The sequence below is a fragment of the Pseudomonas sp. NFPP02 genome (assembly GCF_900119355.1).
Taxonomy (GTDB): domain Bacteria; phylum Pseudomonadota; class Gammaproteobacteria; order Pseudomonadales; family Pseudomonadaceae; genus Aquipseudomonas; species Aquipseudomonas paracarnis.
Window position 1 is genome coordinate 579,986 of the sequence record NZ_FPJI01000002.1, and the last position, 19,524, is coordinate 599,509.

Annotated in this window: 18 protein-coding genes; 4 read left to right on the forward strand and 14 right to left on the reverse strand. The window is 61.8% G+C overall.

Annotation, left to right across the window (positions count from 1 at the left end; translation table 11 throughout):
• Nucleotides 1-50: 50 nt before the first annotated feature.
• Both BT204_RS05935 and BT204_RS05940 read right to left on the reverse strand, forming a co-directional pair.
• Nucleotides 51-2,801, reverse strand: a complete 2,751-nt coding sequence (locus BT204_RS05935) for a PAS domain-containing sensor histidine kinase (RefSeq protein ID WP_072445957.1) — start codon at nt 2,799-2,801, stop codon at nt 51-53.
• A complete protein-coding gene (locus tag BT204_RS05940; protein ID WP_003188217.1) occupies nt 2,798-3,235 on the reverse strand; it encodes a TadE/TadG family type IV pilus assembly protein in 438 nt (145 codons plus the stop codon). The genes BT204_RS05935 and BT204_RS05940 overlap by 4 nt, the downstream gene beginning before the upstream one ends.
• A 71-nt stretch (nt 3,236-3,306) precedes the next feature.
• On the opposite strand from BT204_RS05940, the gene BT204_RS05945 reads away from it, so the two are divergent.
• Together BT204_RS05945 and BT204_RS05950 are read left to right on the forward strand one after the other, a co-directional pair.
• Complete coding sequence (locus BT204_RS05945; RefSeq protein WP_072445959.1) at nt 3,307-3,810, forward strand: prepilin peptidase; 504 nt, start codon at nt 3,307-3,309, stop codon at nt 3,808-3,810.
• 71 nt (nt 3,811-3,881) lie between these two features.
• Nucleotides 3,882-4,667: a response regulator transcription factor gene (locus BT204_RS05950; RefSeq protein ID WP_034125881.1), complete on the forward strand. Its 786-nt coding sequence runs from the start codon at nt 3,882-3,884 to the stop codon at nt 4,665-4,667.
• A 136-nt stretch (nt 4,668-4,803) separates the two neighbouring features.
• On the opposite strand, the gene BT204_RS05960 is transcribed toward BT204_RS05950, so the two are convergent.
• Genes BT204_RS05960 through cpaB form a run of 8 tightly spaced genes read right to left on the reverse strand, consistent with a single transcriptional unit; the run spans nt 4,804 to nt 12,230 of the window.
• Entirely contained in the window at nt 4,804-5,076 is a 273-nt protein-coding gene (locus tag BT204_RS05960) for a DUF3613 domain-containing protein (RefSeq protein WP_034125882.1), read from the reverse strand.
• A gap of 10 nt (nt 5,077-5,086) precedes the next feature.
• On the reverse strand, nt 5,087-5,812 hold the full coding sequence (locus BT204_RS05965; RefSeq protein WP_034125883.1) for a tetratricopeptide repeat protein: 726 nt from the start codon (nt 5,810-5,812) through the stop codon (nt 5,087-5,089).
• A gap of 10 nt (nt 5,813-5,822) precedes the next feature.
• Nucleotides 5,823-6,710: a type II secretion system F family protein gene (locus BT204_RS05970; RefSeq protein ID WP_072445963.1), complete on the reverse strand. Its 888-nt coding sequence runs from the start codon at nt 6,708-6,710 to the stop codon at nt 5,823-5,825.
• 1 nt (nt 6,711) lies between these two features.
• Nucleotides 6,712-7,593: a type II secretion system F family protein gene (locus BT204_RS05975; protein WP_054896409.1), complete on the reverse strand. Its 882-nt coding sequence runs from the start codon at nt 7,591-7,593 to the stop codon at nt 6,712-6,714.
• Nucleotides 7,594-7,602: 9 nt separating this feature from the next.
• Nucleotides 7,603-8,874 (reverse strand): TadA family conjugal transfer-associated ATPase, encoded by a 1,272-nt coding sequence (locus BT204_RS05980; RefSeq protein WP_054896410.1) that lies wholly within the window; start codon nt 8,872-8,874, stop codon nt 7,603-7,605.
• Nucleotides 8,871-10,064, reverse strand: coding sequence for a CpaE/TadZ family protein (locus BT204_RS05985; protein ID WP_034125887.1), 1,194 nt, complete (start codon nt 10,062-10,064; stop codon nt 8,871-8,873). The genes BT204_RS05980 and BT204_RS05985 overlap by 4 nt, the downstream gene beginning before the upstream one ends.
• On the reverse strand, nt 10,061-11,266 hold the full coding sequence (locus BT204_RS05990; protein WP_034125888.1) for a type II and III secretion system protein family protein: 1,206 nt from the start codon (nt 11,264-11,266) through the stop codon (nt 10,061-10,063). The genes BT204_RS05985 and BT204_RS05990 overlap by 4 nt, the downstream gene beginning before the upstream one ends.
• A 19-nt stretch (nt 11,267-11,285) precedes the next feature.
• Nucleotides 11,286-12,230, reverse strand: coding sequence for a Flp pilus assembly protein CpaB (cpaB, locus tag BT204_RS05995; protein WP_072445965.1), 945 nt, complete (start codon nt 12,228-12,230; stop codon nt 11,286-11,288).
• Between the two features lie 337 nt (nt 12,231-12,567).
• On the opposite strand from cpaB, the gene BT204_RS06000 reads away from it, so the two are divergent.
• Together BT204_RS06000 and BT204_RS06005 are read left to right on the forward strand one after the other, a co-directional pair.
• A complete protein-coding gene (locus tag BT204_RS06000) occupies nt 12,568-12,765 on the forward strand; it encodes a Flp family type IVb pilin (protein WP_034125890.1) in 198 nt (65 codons plus the stop codon).
• A 53-nt stretch (nt 12,766-12,818) separates the two neighbouring features.
• A complete protein-coding gene (locus BT204_RS06005; protein ID WP_034125891.1) occupies nt 12,819-13,223 on the forward strand; it encodes a response regulator in 405 nt (134 codons plus the stop codon).
• Nucleotides 13,224-13,453: 230 nt separating this feature from the next.
• Here the strand turns inward: BT204_RS06005 and BT204_RS06010 are convergent, their stop codons facing one another.
• The 4 genes from BT204_RS06010 to BT204_RS06025 all read right to left on the reverse strand — a co-directional run bounded on the left by BT204_RS06010 (nt 13,454) and on the right by BT204_RS06025 (nt 19,482).
• Nucleotides 13,454-15,136 (reverse strand): ShlB/FhaC/HecB family hemolysin secretion/activation protein, encoded by a 1,683-nt coding sequence (locus BT204_RS06010; protein ID WP_072445967.1) that lies wholly within the window; start codon nt 15,134-15,136, stop codon nt 13,454-13,456.
• Nucleotides 15,137-15,322: 186 nt separating this feature from the next.
• The gene (locus BT204_RS06015; protein WP_083544051.1) at nt 15,323-16,978 is read right to left on the reverse strand and encodes a collagen-like triple helix repeat-containing protein; all 1,656 of its coding nucleotides are present in this window, start codon (nt 16,976-16,978) and stop codon (nt 15,323-15,325) included.
• 300 nt (nt 16,979-17,278) lie between these two features.
• On the reverse strand, nt 17,279-18,127 hold the full coding sequence (locus BT204_RS06020; protein WP_072445969.1) for a MaoC family dehydratase: 849 nt from the start codon (nt 18,125-18,127) through the stop codon (nt 17,279-17,281).
• Nucleotides 18,128-18,129: 2 nt separating this feature from the next.
• The gene (locus tag BT204_RS06025) at nt 18,130-19,482 is read right to left on the reverse strand and encodes a 3-oxoacyl-ACP reductase (RefSeq protein WP_054896414.1); all 1,353 of its coding nucleotides are present in this window, start codon (nt 19,480-19,482) and stop codon (nt 18,130-18,132) included.
• Nucleotides 19,483-19,524 lie beyond the last annotated feature (42 nt).

Consider the following 19,524-nt stretch of genomic DNA (forward strand, 5'->3'; position numbering starts at 1 on the left):
TCAAAAGCAGAGCAAGAGCAAGAGCAAGAGCGGCTCGCTTCGCATCGTGGTTAGCTGATTGAGTTTTGCGCGATGGGTAACTCGACGCAGAATTTCGCGCCGGCCTCGCCGTTGGTGACGCTCAGGCGCCCACCCATGTTTTCCACAATCCCATAGCTCACCGAGAGCCCCAATCCGGTGCCGACGCCTATCGGCTTGGTGGTAAAGAACGGTTCGAAAATCCGCTCCAACAGGCGCGGGTCGATCCCGCCGGCGTTGTCTTCGACCCAGATACGCACATGGCGGCTGTCGTGCTCGCTGTGCAGGGCAATCCAGGGGCGCAGGGCGGGGTCTTTTTCTCGCCGGCTGAGTAATGCGTCGCGGGCATTGACCATCAGGTTGATCAGCACCTGTTCCAGCTGGTCGACATAGCCTTTGACCTGCACCGAGAAGTCCGCAGGGCTGATGCGCACCTCTACACCTTTGCCACGCAGGCCTTCGCTGAGCAGGGACAGGGTGCCCTCCAGCGCCTGCGCGGGGTCGAACGGTTGCTGCTCGATTTCCGAGCGGCGGCCGAACACGCGCATATGGTCGACCACCCGTGCCGCGCGTTGCACCTGGGCGTCGATACGCTGCAGTTTTTCCGTGAGGTAGTCGATTTGCACATCGCCATTGCCCAGGCGCTTGAGCACATTGGTGATGGCCATGTGCATCACGTTCAGCGGCTGGTTGATCTCATGGGCCAGGCCGGTGGCCATTTCGCCGAGGGTGGCCATTTTCGCGCTTTGGGTCAGTTGCTGCTGGGAGCGGCGTACTTCGGTGTTGTCGCGGCCCACGGCCTGCACTTCGATCAGAGCGCCTTGTTCATCGAAGACGCCACGGTCCGACCACACCCACCAGGCATGTTCGCGCCCCGGCAGTTGCAGGCTGATTTCCGCGGTGCTCACCGGGAATTCCGGGGTCAGTTGCTGAATGCGTTGCATAAAGGCGGCGCGCTGTTCATCCGACAGCCACTGGCCCAAGTCGATGCCTGGCAATTGGTCGGGCCGGGATTCCAGGTAATTGGCCAGCGGCGTGTTGCCGAAGGTGAGGATCAGGTCGGGACGGTAGCGACAGATCATCGCTGGCGAGTCTTCCACCAGGATGCGGTAGCGCTCTTCACTTTGGCGCACCTGCTCGGCGGCCAGGGTCGCCTCGGTGACGTCCAGCCAAAGGCCCACGGCTTCCACCGGCAAGCCGAGGTCGTCGCGCAAAAGCTTGGCTTCGTCGAGCAGCCAGTGGTAGTTGCCTTGCTTGTCGCGCAGGCGGTAGCGGCTGCGCACGTTGCCTTCGCGCAGCAGTTGGCGGGTGCGTTCGAAGTAGCGTTCTCGGTCGTCGGGGTGGATCAGCGCCGCCAGGGTGTCGTGGTTGCAATCGGCCAAGGTCCAGCCCAGCAGCGGCAACAGGCTGGCGCTGAAAAACGCTGGGTGCAGCGCGCCGTTGACGTAGCGCTGCACATAGATGACGGCCGGTGAGCTGGCGATCAGGTTGTCCAGGCGCGCATGGGCGGCGGCAGCTTGCAGTTGCTGGTTCTGAATGTCGCTGATGTCGAGCATGAAGCCGACCCAGCGCCGTTCATTGCCGGCTCCCAGCACTTGGCCTTGTATGCGGTACCACAGGGGCGACTGCTCGGACTCGGTGCGTTGCAGGCGCACGTTGGTCAGCAGTGGCTTGCCCAGGGCTTGCAGGTCTTGCAGGCGGCTGTCGAGGGCCTGACGGTCGGCGGGGTGGATGAGCTCGAGCCAGGTACCGAGGGGTTGGCGGGTGGGGCCGTCGTCCAGGCTCAGGTTGCGCAGCAATTGTGGCGCCAGTTGGATTTCCTGGGTAGCGGGCAACAGTTCCCACCAGCCAGTGCCGAGCAGGCCTTGCAGGGCTTCTACCCGTTCCAGTTGCTGGTGGTGACGCTGTTCGCGCAGACGGCCCAGCAGCGGCGCGGCGAGTGCTGCGCACAGGTTCAGCCAGTCACGCTCGCCGGTGTGGTGTGCCTGGCCGTTATAGAAGCCACACAGCAGCCACGCGGCGGCGCCATGGCTGTCGCGGTACGGCACCAGGAAGCCGTCGGCATTGCCAAATACACTGTGCAGGCGCGGGTTGTCGCTGCGCCCCTGGGCAATGTCCAGGCTAAGTGGTGTGTTGCCGTTGATGCTGTCCAGGCTGGTGCCCAGGTGTTGCCCGGTCTGCCACAAGGCCGGGGCGTCGTGAGCGGCGTAGTGACTGTAGATGCGCCAGCCTTGATCATCTTCGTCGAGCAGTGCCATGGCGACGCAGGGGATGCGCCAACGCTGGGCCACGCTGCGCAGGTGTTCGCTGAACACCTCGGGCAGGCGGTTGGGGCTGCACACGCGCAGCTGTTCGCTCATCAGGGCGGCGAGTTGGTGGTTCTGTTCGCGTTGCTGCACCCGTACTCGGTCGGCCAGCAGGTCAGTGATGTCCAGCAGGTGCAGGGCCCAGCCGTCGCCCTCCGGCTCGATCCAGCCGCGGGTATGCAGGACCTGGCCAGCAGCGCCCTGGAAGTCGAGGTCCAGGCCGTGTCGTTGCCACTCCTGCGGCGTGCCCTCGACACTCCGCGCGCTGTCGGCACACAGCAAGGTCTGCAAGGGGGGGTTGGGCGCGTTGGCAAGATGCTGGGCAAGTAAAGGCTTCAAGGTGCCCGAGATGTTCAGCACCCCACCCAGGTTGTCCAGTTGCACTTGCAGGCCCGACGCGGGTGCTGCTGGCGCGTCCAAGGCCAGGGCGCTGGTGCGCCCGCGCAGGCGTGCGAACAATTTATCCCCCGTCGTCAAAACTGAAGGCTCGAGGTAGCAGTGAGGTTGGTGGGCAGGTTGGGTACGGTGCCCACCCCGGGCAATACCAGGGCCGGCAAGACCGCTTTGATATTGGCCGAGGGGTAGGTGATCTTCACTGTCAGCAAATTATTGGTGTAGGTGGCGGTGATATAGCCGGGCAAGAATTTCAATGAGCCGGGGATCCAGTTCAATTGGGCCTGGGCGGCATCCTTGGCGCGTTGCACCACCAGGGCCGAATAGCCTGCGGTGCTGGGGTCCAGGGACACACTGCGGCGTACCCCTTCGGCTGCCGCTTGGTGAAATGACTGCATCAACAGCAGCGGCAAGCTGTAGCTGAGCATGCCGTAGAACACTGCAAAGAAAATCACGAAGACCAAGGCAAACTCGATCGCCGCAGCGCCTTTTTGCTTTCTCGGGAGGCTCGATTTCATGACTGCGTCTACCCTGAGTCGAGTACTTGATATCAGCATAGAATCATTCAGCCAAAAGGGATGTTTTTTACGTGATCCAGACGCTAGTGATTGTGCTGTGGTTGGGCGTATGTGCTGTGCAGGATATTCGCCAGCGCCAAATTGCCAATACGCTGACCCTGGGCGTCGGGCTGTTGGCGCTGATTTACCTGCTATGGGCGGGCTCGACCTGGCTGGGTGCGCCCCGCAGCGAGGGTGGCCTGGCCTTGGCTTTGGCGCTGGTGCTGACCCTGCCCGGCTACGCGTTGGGCCGCTTTGGCGCGGGGGATGTGAAGTTGCTAGCCGCCTTGGGGCTGGCCTCCAATATCGAGTACCTGTTGGGGGCGTTGATCGGCGCTGGCATCGTAATGGTGGCCTGGACACTTATGCATCAATGGCTTAGCTCAAATCGCGTTGAGCGGGCAGGGCAAGCGTCAACAAAACAGCCCTTTGCGCCCTTCGTTTTGACAGGTTTTGCCGGCAGCTGGTTTTGGATCCATCAGTCGCACGAGTTGATTAATGCTATGTACATAGTCGGAAAGTACGTCTACGTTTAATGAGTAGTTGTGTAGGAGTTTTCGTCAGAAAGGATAGGTCATCATTTGGCTTGCCAGGCATGGAGTAGCGCGTGAACAAGCTTACGTCTGCAGTAAAAGTGCTCGTTGTCGACGATCAACCATTGATCGTGGAGGAACTCTGTGAATTTCTTGAAAGCAGCGGGTACCGTTGTGTCCCGTGCGAGTCCAGCCAGCAAGCGGTCCAGCGTTTTGGCGAAGACCTTCAGATTGGTTTAGTGCTGTGTGACCTGCATATGCCGGACATGGACGGCATCGAACTGGTCCAGGCGCTGCAACGGATCGCCGGCAAACATCGTGCGTTCGAAGCGATCATGCTCACCGGTCGTGCCGACAAACAGGATGTGATCAAAGCCCTGCGTGCGGGCATCGCCGATTACTACCAGAAGCCGATCAACCTCGATGAATTGCTCGAAGGCCTCAAGCGCCAGGAAGCGGCGTTGGAGGAACGGCAAAAAGACCTGCAGCTGGGCACGCTCAACCAGAAGTTGCAGTACCTGTCCGAGTCGATCAATGACTTGTATATGGACTTGGACAAAGTGCGTCGCAACCCGACGCTCCAGGACCATGACGGGGACCCATCGGCCGATGAAGCCGGGCCGTTGGAGATCCCGGCGATTTTCAATCAGCTGTCACCGCGCCAGCTGGATGTGGCTCGCCTGGTGGGCAAGGGCCAGACCAACTACCAGATTGCCTGTGAATTGGGGATTACCGAGAACACGGTGAAGCTGTACGTGTCCCAGGTGCTGCGCCTGACCCATATGCACAACCGCACGCAGTTGGCGCTGGCGTTGTCACCGAGCAACTCGGCGATGCGCCAGCGGGTGACTGCGCACTAAAGGCCCAAGCAAACCTTGCAGGAGCCATCTTTCTGTGGCGAGGGAGCTTGCTCCCGCTCGACAGCGCAGCTGGAGTCGGCTTTTCTTGGGGGCGCTTCGCTCCCCAGCGCAAGCAAGCTTGCTCGCCACAGTAGCTTTACTTGCTTCCACTTTGCGCAGTGCCGCCTATTTTCTGATCAAAGAACTCCGGAATCGGGTGCTTGTTGCTGTCCAGCCAGCGCTTGAGCGCCTGTTCGCGTTCTGCCGGCGTGGTTTTCTGGGGGTTGGCCGAGGCTGCGCGCCCGCTCAGTTGCAGTGCCATCCAGTTTTCCGTTTCGGCCTGCCGGGGTGAAGACGGCCCCGCTTCGATGGCCGAAGCGAGGAGGGGCAGGGCCAGGCATGCAAGGCCGGCGAGGTATTGGAATTTCATCATCGACTCCTTATTTCACAGAGGCCGGCAGCGTATCGCTGACCGCCGCTACCTGATCTTTGACTGGGCGCTGCGGTGCCGTGCCAGCGTCCTTGAGGTGTTGCGCCCGTGCCTGGGCTCGGGTCACCTGATCAGGGCTCAACCCGAGTTGGCCGACCACTTTCGCGGCTTGCTCCCAGTTGTCCTGATAGATCAGCAAGGTCACCAGGTTGACCGCCGCCAATTGATCGCTCTGCTTGAGTTCGATGGCGGTCATGAATTCAAAGCGCGCGTCTTCAAGGCGCCGTTGATCGAGGTACACCACGCCCAGGTCGTTGCGGATTTTTTCGTCGGTGGGCGCCAGCCGTGCTGCGCGTTGCAGGTGAGCCATGGCCTGGCCGTTGTCGCCCTTGGCCGACGCCAGTTGCCCTAGGCCGTGCTCACCGTCGGCGGCCAGGCAGGTGCCCAGCAGGCTGCGGTACAACGGCTCGGCGTCAGGACGGCCTAGCAAGCGATAGGCACGGGCCTGGCGCTGACGAACCTGGGGCAGGGCGCTGGGCAGGTTCTGCAGGTTGGCAAGGCTGGCGTGCAGCTTGCCTTCGTTGGCCATGTCATCGGCCAGGTTCAGCGACAGCTCCTGGTCCGAGCTGGGCTTGGGGCAACTGCCCGGCGCCAGCAACCCGGCCCACGGAACCTGGCCGTTGCTGGCACAACCGCCCAGCATCAGCAGGCTCAAGGCGACGATCAGTGGTTTCATGGCAGGCTCCTCAAAAGTTATTCAAGGCTCGGGAGATGGCGATCATGGCCGGCCCCCCCAGCACGATCAGCAAGGCGGGAAACAGGAACACCATCATCACCACGGACATCTTCGCGGACATCTTCGAGATGTATTCCTGCAGGCGGGTCAGGCGGCGGTCGTCAAGCAACTGCTTGAGGGCCAGCAAGGATTTCATCGCGCCGCCGCCCTGGTGGATCAACTGCTGAAGGATGATGCAGGTGTCGGTGAACTCATCCACGGCCAACAGGCGTGCGGTCTTGCCCAGCTCTTCGGACAGTTCCAGGCCCGAGTCGACCCTTGCCAGGATCAGGCGCAGTTCATGGGTCAGGTCTGGCAGCAAGCGCTGGGCTTCGGTGCTCAACACCCGCAGCGATTGCTCAACTGCCATGCCGGATTCGAACAGGATGCGCAGTAACGGAATGAAGGTGGAGATTTCCCGAGCGATACGCTCCTGGCGGTATTTCGCACTGAGGGCGAGGATGCGTTTGGGCAGCAAGTAACCGATGCCCAGGGCAATCGCCGGGGCAATCCAGGGTGAGCCGGCATGGGGAAACAGCAGCTGTTGGCCGAGCAGGGTCAAGCCCAGCAACACGATGGGCACGCCGATCTGGAAAGCGGCAAACATGGAGCGCTGGTTGGTTTTACGCCAACCGACTCGGTTGAGCAGGGTCTGGGTTTCGTTGTCCAGGCTGACCGAGCGCTGGGCCACGGTGCTGGCGCCCAACTGGCGCATCAGGCTGCCGAGTTTGTCCTCGCGGGTCAGTTGGCCTTGCAGGCGTTGGCTGACCAGGCGTTGTCGGCGCCTTTGCTCTAGCAGGTTGCCGACGATCAAGGCGACGGCGGCGAGCGACAACAGGATGCAAATCAGGATGGCCATCTCAAATACTCCGCAACATGCGCCACATGACGAAGGTGCCCGTGATGTCGAGCGCCACCGCGGCCAGCAGCAGGTGGCGCCCGGTTCCGTCATTCCACATGCTCATCAGGTAGCCCGGGTTGACCATCAGGAAGTAGCCGACCATGACGATAGGCAAACCCGCCAGCACATAGGCGGTCATGCGTGTTTCGCCAGTCATGGCCTTGAGTTGGCGCGCACCCTGTTCGCGCTCGCGGATCATCTTGATCAGGTTTTCCAGCAGCTCGCTGGCGTTGCCGCCGTAGCGGTGGTTGACCTTCAGGCCAAGAGCAAACAGGCGGAATTCATCGCGCTCGTAAAACTCGGCAAAGTCGCTGACCGACTCCGGCAGGCTCACGCCCATTTGCACGTTGCGCTGGATGCGGCTCATGGCCTGCTTGAGCGGCGCTTCGGTGCTGTCGATCGCGCCCAGCACAGCGTCCGCCAGGGTGCGCCCAGACTTGAGGCTGCGCACGCTGTGGTCCAGCAGCTGCGGTAATTGTTCGACCATGCGCTGCACTCGCCGTTGGTAGCGCCAGGCGATATACACCCGCAGCAGCAGCAGCGGCAGGATCAGCATGGCCAACAGTCCCAGCCCGCCGGCCAGCAGATAGCCCAGCAACATGCCCAGCGCCCAGCCGCTCAGCCACAAACCCAGGCGGTCGGTGGGCTTGCCCAGGCCGGCGCGCTGGAACATGCGCTCCAGCGCGACCCAGCTGCCGTTCGGCTCCTGGGGCACCGGCTGGCCGTCGCTGAGCCGCTCCAGCACCCGGTCGGTACCGGCCTGGCGCAACCCTCGCTGGAACAGCCAGACGGACAGGCTGATCAGCAGGATGCAAATGAGCAGCAAGACAAGTCCGGTCATGAGCCCTCTCTACAACGGCAATGCCGATTCGCGCCGCAGCTTGTCGCCGGCCGGGTTGAGCGCTTCGCGCAGAAAGCCGAAACCGGTACGGCGGTCGAGGCGGAACAGGGTGTTGGTGACATACACGTCGTCGCGCACCCCCACCACTTCCACCACCTCGCTGACGCAACGGCGCCCATCGGGCAGGCGCGTCAGTTGCACCACCACATCCAGTGCGGCACAGATCATCTGCCGCAGGGTTTTCTCCGCCACCACCCGACCGGTCAGGCCCACCAGGGTTTCCAGGCGCAGCAACGCGTCCTGGGCATTGTTGGCGTGCACGGTGCTCATGGAACCGTCATGGCCGGTGTTCATGGCCGTCATCACGTCGAGCACTTCGACGCCACGGATCTCGCCAAGGATGATGCGGTCCGGGCGCATCCGCAGGGCGTTGCGAATCAGGTCGCTGGCCTTGACCTCGCCATGCCCCTCGGCATTGGGCGGGCGGGTTTCCAGGCGCACCACGTGGGGGTGGCCCAGTTGCAGCTCGGCGACGTCTTCGATGGTGACCAGGCGTTCGTGGGGGTTGATCAATTGGCTGAGGATATTGAGTAGCGTGGTCTTGCCGGTGCCGGTGCCGCCACTGATGAGGATATTGCAGCGCTTGCCCACCGCCTCCTGGAAGAACTCGAAGATGTTGTGGTCGATGGTTTGCATCGCCACCAGGTCGCTGCTCTTGAGCATGTCCTTGCGAAATTTACGGATCGACAGGCACGGGCCGTCCAAGGCAATCGGCGGGATGATCGCATTGACCCGGCTGCCATCCGGCAAGCGCGCATCGACCATCGGCGACGACTCATCCAGGCGCCTTCCAAGGGGCGCGAGAATGCGCTGCATCACGCGTTCTACATGGTGCGCGTCGATAAAGCGCAGGTCGCTCTGGTGGAGTACTCCGTCACGCTCGATAAACACCCTGTGCGGGCCGTTGACCAGTATCTCGGTGATCGACACATCGCGCAGCAGTACTTCCAGCGGGCCGAAGCCGGTCAGCTCATCGACGATTTCCTCGGCCAAGCGCTCCATCTCATAGCGCGAAATCGCCAGGTGCATGCGCGTGATGTATTCGGCCACTTTGTCGATGACAAATTGCGCCAGGGATTGGCGCGAGCCTTCCAGCAGGTTCTGGCCCGATTCTTCGATGGCATCGATGATGTAGCGATGCAGCACCAGTTTCAGGCCGTCGTGATCGTTGTGCGCGGCACTTCCACGGGCCGGTGCGCCGAAGAGTTTTTCGCCGTTCATCGACTCGCTCCCAGCAGGCGTTCGAACCAGCGCGTCGAAGGTTTATCCAGTCCTTCGGTGCGTTTGGCCAGGCGCTCGCCCAGGTGGCGCAGGGCTTGGGTCAAGGCTTCGCGGGGGGCCAGGGTGAACAGGCTTTGCCCTTGGTTCTTGGCGTTCAGGCGCACTTCGGGGCTCAGGGGCAGCACGGCGATGCACTCCAGGCCAAAGCTTTTTTCCAGGGCTTCGGTGCCGGGGGCGCAGCCTTTGACGTAGCGATCGACGAGCAGCTTGGCATGGTCGAGCTTCATGCCTTTTTCGCGCCACAGGTTCAGCATCGCCAGGTTGCGCCGACAGTCGAGTACGCACTGGTCGGTGCACCACAGCAGCTTGTCGCAGTGGCTGACAAAGGTGCGCAGGGCTTCGCTGTCCGCTTGCCCGGTGAGGTTGACCACGATGTGCTGGAAGTGCTGGCGCAAGGCGCTGAGCAACATGTACAGCTCGGCGGCGCTGGTCATTTCCAAGGGGTCATCGCTGGCGGCGTAGGCGAGGATCCGCAGGCCGTCGTCGGTGCTGGTGAACGCGCTGTTGATCAGGGTGGCGTCCAGGCGTCGCAGGTGGCGCAAGGCGTCGCCGAAATTGAAGGTGCTGTCCAGGCCCAGCAGTGCCAGGCTGTCGCCCCTGGGCAAGCCGAGGTCGAGCATCAGCGTCTGCTGGCCGCTCTTTTGCACCACCATCGCCAGGTGGCTCGCCAGCAGGGCGCCATCGGTATTGCCCTGGGCACCGTAGAGCACGGTGAGGCCGCCCAGATGGGCGTTCGGCGCGCTGGGCGGCAAGCGCTTGCTCAGGCGCCGCACCAGCCCGGCCACTTCGCTGGAGCGTGAACCATAGGCGACAAAATCCCGAGCGCCGGCACGCATGGCGTTGAGTACCAACTGGTTGTCCATGCCGTCGCCCAAGGCCACCACCGCCAACATCGGCTTGGCTTCCAGGGCGCCTTCGATCAAGGCGCTCTGGGCTACCAGGTGCTCGCGGTCCAGGCCCACGAACACCAGGTTGGCGAAGGTCACGTCCACCAGTGCCAGCAATTCATCCAGGCTGCCGCCGCCCACGTTGATCACTTGGCCAAGAGGGGCCAGGGCACCCTGGAGCCATTCCAGGTCGGTGCTGTTACGGGTGATTGCCAGGAAGGTCTGGCTCAGGCTATCGCTCATTGGGAAAGTCCACTGCGACGGTCGAAGTTGCCGTTTTCCAGGAAGAACAGGCGGAACCAGTTCGGATCATAGGTGCGCAGTTTTTCGCCGGGCAGCGACGGCAACTGCGCATTGGCAGCCAGTGGCTGGACCAGATGCGGCGTGACAATCATCAGCAGTTCTTTCTCTTCGCTCTGGATATTGGAGTCGCGGAAAAACGCACCAAGGATCGGGATATCGCCCAGGCCCGGGAGCTTGGCGATGGTGGAGCGGTTGGTGCTGCTGATCAGGCCGCTGATCACAAAGCTTTCACCGTCGGCCAGTGACACACTGGTGTCGGTGCGCCGGACGGTCAGGGCCGGCACCTGGATATTCTGGATTCGGATCGCGTTGCTGTAATCCAGCTCGCTGACTTCCGGGGCGACTTTCAGGGCGATGCGGTTGTGGTCGATGACCGTGGGCGTGAGGGTCAGGCGAATACCGAACTCCTTGTATTCGATGGTGATGGTATCGCTGCCGGCACTGGGCACCGGAATCGGCACTTCGCCGCCGGCCAGGAAGGTCGCGCTCTGGCCGCTCATGGCCACCAGGCTCGGGCGCGCCAGGGTATAGGCGAAACCGCTGCTTTCCAGGGCGTTGATCAGTGCCTTGACCCGGCCACCGCCAAACCCGATGTTGAAGTTGTCGGCACTCACCGGCAATTTGAAAATGCCCTCTGACGGGGACAGCAAGTCGGGGCTGCCGAGGAAGAAGTTTTTACCCATGCCCAGGATCTTGGTGCTGGCTTCCTTGAGCTTGGTGCGGCTGACCTCGACAAAACGAATATCGGTCTGCACCTGGCTGGGCAGCGTCGGGTCTTCGGAGGGCGACAGCGATTGGCTGGTCAGCGCCGAAGTAGCCTTGCCCTTGACGAACACCATGCTCTGGCGCGGCGTGGTCGAGCAGCCGGTCCACACCATCAGGCTGGTAGCGCCGCTGCCGACGCCAGTGAGCAGGAAATGGCGGTCGCCGTTGACCCGCACATCGGCAATTTTCGGGTCGCCGATAGCCAGGCGCGTAATCGCTACCGGCGACTGCAGCTCGGTCTGCAAGCCTTCGCCTACCTCGATCACGGCGGGCAATTGGCCCAGGGCGTTGCAGCTGCCCGATGCGCCCATCGCCATGCCCAGGGGCAGGCACGGCAGCATCAAGGCCAAGGCCAATTGAGCGTAGCGTTGGCTCATTCAAGGCATCCTTGTTCAATCAGGGGGTAGGTTGTGCTGCCGCCGCGCCGCGAATCACTTCGATACCCCGACGCTGGCCGGTGACGGCCACCGCAGGGGTGATTTTTTTCGGCGGGCCGCTGAGGGCCAATTGGGTGAATTGGTAGAGGTCGCGGTTGGCGCTTTGCACCTTGTCCGGGGTGTCGCTTTCACCGGCCCAGTAGCGGCTGAGCAATTGTTCGTCGGCACTGCGCACGGCCAGGCGCAGCGTGCCGGCTTGGGAAGCGAGCATCAACCGACTCAGCAATTGTTCGGGCACCGCCAGCACCACACTGCGCGCGGCGGTGCGACGTTGAGCGGCCTGGGCGCGTTCTTCGGCGGTGGCGGGTGGCGGTACTGCCGGGGTGCCGTCGTTGGCCAAACCCAGTTGGTCGCCGACGCTGAGCAGGCGAATCGCCGGGATGACCACCTGCGCCGATTGCTCGGCATTGGCATTGTCCTGGCGCAAGAACAACAAGACATCCACGTAGTCGCCGGGGCTCAACTGGCCACCGGCACCGATGACCTCGTCGACGGCGACGGCGAGCGCGCGTTCATCCGCACGAATCATGCGGGCCAGGGGGCCGCCGGCGGTGAAGCTTTCATCATTGAGCCAGGTGCCGGCACCCAGGACCCGCAAAGGCGTACGACCGATGGCCTGGTCAACGCTGGTCAGGCTGCCTGCCGGCACGGTGCGCAGTTTTTCCACGGCTACATCGGCAGCGGTGAGGGGCACAAAAGGCGCAACCGCGTGCACCAGTACCACGACGGGCTGGCGGGTCTGGTCTTCCACGACCGCAACGGTTTTTTCCACGGAAATGACAGGTTGTGGCGAGGGTGCTACGGCAGGTGCCGGTGGACGGCTGAGCACCAGGCCCCAATACCCTGCCACTAGGGCTCCGATAAGCAGCAAGCCAGCCAGGACCATGCTGATGCGACTGTTCATGACGGCGCTCCCTATCCTGTTGCACTACTTTTATTCCCGTTAATCCAAACGAGTTAAATTCGCAACTGGGCTGTGATGAACAACTAACGATTTGGCTATTTGAAGGTAGCTCAGCTAGGACGAAATGCCATTACCGAACGAAAAATTTATTGATGTTTTTAGCATCGGGCCTTTAAACAACGGACTTGCAGGGCGCATGAAGCCACTAATACTTTATGATTAATTCATTCTTACAGTTGTGAGTGTTAAATTTGTTGACAATGCTCTAGTGGCACACGGCAATCATTGTGCGGGCCAGCTGTATCGGCGCTTTGTGGCGCATGAAGGAGATCTCAACATGATCCTTGACCTGTTCTTGAAATTTTATGTTCACGCTCAGTTATTCCTGCGCCGCAGAGATGGGGCGTCGGCTATTGAATATGTGATTATCGTCGCGATAGTTGCGTTGGTGATCGTCGGTATTGGTACTGGGCTTGGCGATAAGATAAAAGGCATCTTCGAGCAAGTGTCCGATGCGCTGCCAGCGGCGACTTAGCCGTCATTGCGGTATTCTTTCGTTCCGGTGATTCTTTTTATCAGGTACCGCCCATGACCCACCCTTCGTCATCCCGCCAACAAATCCTATTGGTGGACGACGAGGAGGATGCGCTGGTGGAGTTGGCCGAATCCCTCGAAAACGAGGGGTTCGTCTGTTTCACCGCGACCTCCGTCACCTTCGCCTTGCAAGAATTGACACTTCACCCTGATATCGCCCTGGTCATCACCGATCTGCGCATGCCCGAGGAAAGTGGTATCTCCTTGATCAAGCGCCTGCGCGAACATACCTCACGCTCGCATTTGCCTGTGATCGTGATGTCTGGCCATGCAGAAATGGACGATGTCAGCGATATGCTGCGCTTGCAGGTGCTGGACTTGTTTCGCAAGCCGATCTACCTGGTGCGCTTGCTCGATACCCTCAACAGCCTGTTTCCCCTCTCTACACCTGGTCGGTAACGGGCCTGCACCGCTTATTAAATGTGGGAGCTGGCTTGCCTGCGATGATGGCCGAACAGTCAACGACTAACTGCCTGACACTCCGAAACCCAACTGTGGGAGCGGGGTTGCTCGCGAAGGCGGTATGGCAGGTAACCGAGATATGTACTCATTCCAACCCAATTGTAGGGTCGACCCGAAGAGTGCCATCGCAGGCAAGCCCGCTCCCACATTGATTACAGGTGCCCTCGTCACAGTTGATAACTGAAGCTCAGCGTATACCGAGGCCTGCGATTGAAGCTGTCCAGGGCGATATCCGACATTGGCTTGGCCGCTTCCAGCGCGATGTTGTAATACTTGTTGTCGCCAAAGCGTAAACCTACCGCCGCCGACGACATGTCGTTGGCCTTGACCGGCAGGTCGTTGAACCAGGATTTGGCGCGATCGACCACTACGTAGGGTTGCAGGATTTTCACCCAGTTGCCGGCGCGGTTGAAGCTGTAGTTGACCTCGTACGCCACCCCCCAGCCCTTGTCGCCCGAGCCTTGGTCGTCCGGGTAGCCGCGGCCGAAATTTTGCCCCCCGAAGGTGGCGCGTTCGCTGTCGGGCAGGGTGTTGTTGCTCCAGTACAGCGCGCCGGAAAGTACGCCTTGCCAGTTGTCGAAGAACTTGTCACTTTGCACGCCGGAGAGGCGCAGGCGGAAGAAGTCGAGGTCGGGTTTAGCCACGTCCAGGTCACTGCGGGCCTTGGCGCCCAGACCATCGATGCCCTGGTACAGGCCACCGCTGATGATGCGTAGGCGTCGCGCGTCGGCTTTGCGCCAATCACCTTCGAAGGCCAGGGCGCGCAGGTTGGATTCGATGTCGAAACGCAGCGGGTAACCCACCAGTTTATAGCGCGTAGTCTGGTCGACCGCGTACAGGCGTGTGCCCAGGGTGAAGGACTCGGTCGGGGAGGCAATGAACGGGTGGCTCAGGCCGATGGAGTAGCGGTCGATGGACTGGTGCGGCTTGAGTTCGAAACCGCCGTCCAGTTGCACGCTGCTGCTGGGGTCGGCGCGATAGCGCTCGGCGGCGAGCGCCAGTTGGGTGCCTTCGGCATTGATGAATTGGTTGTAGTCCACGCGGTAGTAATGCTCTTTGTCCTCGCCGGGTGGGAACAGGCCGCTGATGCTGAGCTGCTCGCCCATGGACGTCTGGGAATTGCTGGTGGCGCTCAGCAACGCTTGCGTGCCGCCACGGCTTTTCTGCACCAGGCTCATGCTGGTGGTGAAAGGTTTGCGGCTGGCCTGGATCTGCATGTGCGTGGCGCCATCGGTGGTGCCTGGCGGCGGTACTTGCGCTTGTACGCTGAGGCCGGGGATGCGGCTCATCAGCGTGGTATAGCGCTCGAAGGTCTTGCGAGTCAGTGGGCGTTCGGCCAGGAGCTTTTGCGCGAGTTTATCGACGTAGGCCGACACCGAACCAATGTCGCCGGTTTGTTGATAGTCCTTGATGTAGCCTTCCACCAGTACCACGCGGACCAGGCCATTTTCGAAGTTCTGTTGCGGCAGGAAGGCGTAGGACAGCAGGTAGCCATCCTCCTGATAACGGCGGGTGATGCCACGGGTCGCTTCAATCAGTTGCGCAAGGTTGGTTTCACGTCCAATCAACGGCGCATACACCTGCGCCGTCTCGGCGAGCGGGTAGACCGTTCCGCCTTCGATCTGCAACTTTCGAATAGTGACCTTGGTGTCCATCAACAGCGGCTGGCCTGCAGTCGGCGGCGCCTCGGGTACTTGGGTTTTCGACGTGGGTGGTCGGTAGGCGTCCGCGGGCAGGTTGGGTACCGGCAGGGTGCGGACAGTGTCGTTGCTGTTAAGAAAGCTGGGAAGGGTCTCGGCCTGGGCGTAAGCACTGAGGGTGAGCAATAACAACGGGGTCAACACGCGCATAGGACACTCCATGGTCAACTGCAGCAGCGCTTCGGGCCCGCCGGGTTCTGGGACTCGGTTCGGGAGGGCGGCGACTGATCACAGGTGTCGCTGCCCATAAAAAAGACGAGAGACTTATTAAAGGTCTCTCGTCTCAACCAAGCGTAGGCGCTGTAGGGGAGGCCGTCTAATCGGCCAGGTGCATTTCTATTTGCCGGTCAGGCCATTCAACAAACCGCCCAGACCGCCTGTGGCCGTAGTGCCGCCCGTGGTGGTGGCAGTGCCGGTTGCTGTGGCGGTGGTGCCGATATTCAGGCCGCCGAGCAAACCACCGCTGGTGCCGCCAGTCGCGCCGCCGGTTACCAGGCCACCCACCGAGGCGACGGTGCCGCCGACCGCTGTGACGGTGGTGCCTACCGCGTTGGTGATCGGGTTGGCATTGGCTGCCGTCAAGTTAGTGCCCACGCTGCTCACAGCGCCGCCGACTTGAGTGACCAAACCATTGACCGGAACACCCACACCGGTCGTGGTGCCGATGGTTTGGGTCAGGTTGGTGACGCCGCTGGTCACAGGGTTGAGCGCTGCGCCGACATTGGCCGCTACGGTGGCGACCGGTGCGGTGGCTGCGGTGTTTGCTACACCTGTGCCACCCAGCACAGTGCCCAGCGACGCAACGGTGCCGCCTACTGCACCACCGGTCACACCCGCTGCACTGACTGTGCCGTTGGTATTGCCCACGTTCAGGCCGGTACCCACGTTAGCCACCAGGCCACCCACCAGTTCCGGAATGCCGGGAGCCGAGGTGCCACCGGTTGGGGCGACATAACCACCTGATTTATCCAGGGTGCCACCGACGCCAGTGAGCACGGTGCCGACAACGCTGGTGACCGGGTTGCCCGTGCCGCCCGTGCTGGCGACTTGAGTACCCAAGCTGGTGACGGTCGAGCCGACCTTATCCAGTACGCCATTGAGTGGAGTGCCCAGGCCGGTTGCGTTACCCAGGTTGCCGGTGGTGTTTTCCACCAGCGACACCACAGGCACCACGACTTTGCTGCCCAAGGTGTTGGTCAACGAACCCAGCGGGCCGGTGGTGCTGGCCGTACTTAGGGTATCGCCGAGCATGGTGACGGTGGTGCCGACCTTATCCACGACGCCACCTACCGCAGTACCCACTCCGCCTGTCGCGCCGCCGACCACAGGTATTCCGCCGAGAGTGGTTGACAGTGTTTGGCCGGTGGTCGAGAGGCCGCCGCCCAGGTCGGCCACGCCATTACCTACGCCTGCCACCGTAGTGCCCAGGGAGTTGGTGTTGGTGCCCAGTGAGCCCAAGCCGGTGGTCACACCTGTGCCGATGCTGTTAACAGCGGTGCCTGCCGAGGTGACCAGGCCGCCAGCGGTTGCGCCGACGATGGGTACGCCATTCAACGTCGAACCCAGGTTACCGACCGCTGTACCGACATTGCCCACAGTGGTGCCAAGGGTGCCGGCAATCTGGCCGGTGACCAGTGGGGTGGTTGTCGAACCGGTGCCGCCGCCAGTACCGCCGCCGGTGCCGCCGCCAGTACCGCCGCCGGTGCCGCCGCCAGTCCCGCCGCCGGTGCCGCCGCCAGTGCCGCCGCCGGTGCCGCCGCCAGTGCCGCCGTCACCGCCGCCTGTGCCACCACCGGTACCACCGCCTGTACCGCCATCACCGCCACCAGTACCGCCTCCGGCACCTGCACCTGCACCTGCACCTGCATCCGGCGATGACGCCGCCACGCTGGATTTATGCCCGCCACCACCGCTGCTGCAGCCGCCCAGGCTCATTGCCAGAATCAGGGCCAGCGCGGTACTTGCTTTCCAAAACACGACTTGAGTTTTCATGATTGAGTTCCTTGCACCTGGTACAACCTTGGTTGTTTCAAACCTTCGTTACTTCTTCGGATAACGATAGGTTTGTCCGTGTGGCTATCTCAGGCGAGGGCACTCTTTCACGCAACGCTCAACTTGGTATTAACGATTTATATACATCCGGCCATCGTCGGCTTAATGACTAATGCCAAAGGTGTAATGGAAGGGTGTTTCAGGATTTTTATATTAGTAAAATCAAAGTGTTGTAAATAAAGACGGACCTCGTAAGGTCCGCTATAACTTAGGGTGTATATATACAATTAATCAGGGTTTTCAGGCAGTCGGCTGCCACTGCCCCAACATATGTTGTATATCCCCAGCGCCTTTGAGTTCCAACGTCCCGCTGGAACCGGCCGCGCTGCTCATCAATATCACTTCACTGGGCAGGCGCACCGGCTTCATGAACGCGACGTCGATTTCAATATTGGCGGCCGGTAAGTGTTCTGCCAGCGCCGCGAGAGTGCGCGCCTTGTTCCATAACCCGTGGGCGATGGCCTGGGGAAAACCGAACAACTTCGCGGTCGGGGTACTGAGGTGGATGGGGTTGTAGTCGCCAGACACTCGGGCGTAGCGTCGGCCAATATCAGGGGGGGCTTTCCAGCGCGTCAGTTCGGTAAGCGTTCCTGGAGTCTGCGATCCGCTGTCCGCCGCTTCGCCTTCAACCTTTACGCCCCGACATAGCATTTGGCTTTCGCCCTCCCACAAGAGCCCAAGGGCATCCTCGACAACCGTCACGATGTCAAAGGTGGCCCCCTTGGGATGGGGGCTGAGATTACGTGCGTAGACACCGACACTCACGTCACCCACGCCACCCAACGGGCGATGAATACGGATGCGATTGCGCAGGTGGATCAACCCCAGCAACGGAAACGGAAAGCTCTTGTCCGTCAGCAGTTGCAGTTGCAGGCCGAACGCGAGGATATGCGGATAAGTCGCCGGCAGCATCGGGCTGTCAGCAAAACCGCACACCTTGCGGTACGCGGCAACGGCGCTGGGGTTGATATTCATCCGGCAGCGCAACCCACGTTCGGGCAGTGAGCTGCCGGTGATCTTGCGCTTGAGCGCCGCACGCCAATACAGCGGCAGTAGAGGTGGGGTGCTGTCCAACGTTTGCCATTGCATGCTTACGCTCCCAGAAGACTTTGCCCACACACCCGCAGCGCTTGGCCGCTGACCGCACCGGAACCCGGCTGGCTCAGCCAGGCGACGGCTTCGGCCACGTCCTGGGGCAAGCCACCTTGGCCCAGGGAACTCATGCGGCGCCCGGCCTCGCGCAGGGCGAAGGGAATATGCGCGGTCATCTGGGTTTCGATAAACCCTGGCGCGACGGCGTTGATGCTGATCCCACGCTCCTTCAACAGCGGCGCCCAGGCTTGAGCCAGGCCGATCAACCCGGCCTTGCTTGCGGCATAGTTGGTTTGCCCACGATTGCCGGCGATGCCACTGATGGAAGCCAGCAACACCACCCGTGCATTGTCCTGCAGGGTGCCGCTGTCGAGCAGGGCCTTGGTCAGCACTTGCGCAGCCTTGAGGTTGACCGCCAGCACTGCGTCCCAGTATTCCGGGGTCATGTTGGCCAGGGTTTTGTCGCGGGTGATGCCGGCGTTGTGCACCAGGATGTCGAGCCCGTCTGGCAGGTGCTCGATCAGTTGGCGTGCGGCATCTTCGGCGCAGATATCCAGGGCCACCGTGCGTGCATTCAGGCGTGCGGCCAGGGCTTCAAGGTCGGCCTTGGCCTGGGGCACATCGAGCAGAATGACCTCGGCGCCGTCGCGGGCCAGGGTTTCGGCGATGGAGGCACCGATGCCTCGAGCGGCGCCGGTAACCAACGCCTTGCGCCCGGCCAAGGGGCGCGTCCAGTCTTGCACCGGTGTGTCGCAAGCTGACAGGCGAATCACCTGGCCCGATATATAAGCGCTTTTGGGCGAGAGAAAAAACCGCAGCGCGCCCTCCAACTGGCCTTCGGCACCGTCGCCCACGTACAGCAACTGCAGCACGCCACCGCTGCGCAACTCCTTGGCCAAAGAGCGGCTGAACCCTTCCAGGGCGCGCTGGGCGCTGGCGGCGAACGGATCGCTGAGGCTTTCCGGCGCCCGGCCAAGGATCACCAAGTGGGCACTGTGGTCGAGGTTTTTAAGCAGTGGTTGGAAGAATTCGCGCAGTTGCTTGAGCTGGTCGGTGTGCTGCAAACCGCTGGCATCGAACACCACCGCCTTGAGCTTGGGGCCGTGTCCTGGAATCCACGCGGGTGCTGTCGAGGCTTCGGCGCCGTAGCTGTAGACGGCGTCGGTGAGTCGGTTGGCAAATGCCAGCACCTGGGTAGCCAATGCGCCACCGCCCAGCAGCAGCGCACCTTCGACCGGGCGCAGGCGCCCGGCTTGCCAGCGTTCCAGGCGTACCGGTGACGGCAGGCCAATGGCGGCGACCAGGCGATGGCCGAGGCTTGAGTTGGCGAAGTCGATATAACGGTCAGACATGGAACGCTCTCCGAAGGCTGGGGTTCAAAGGTTGACCACCCT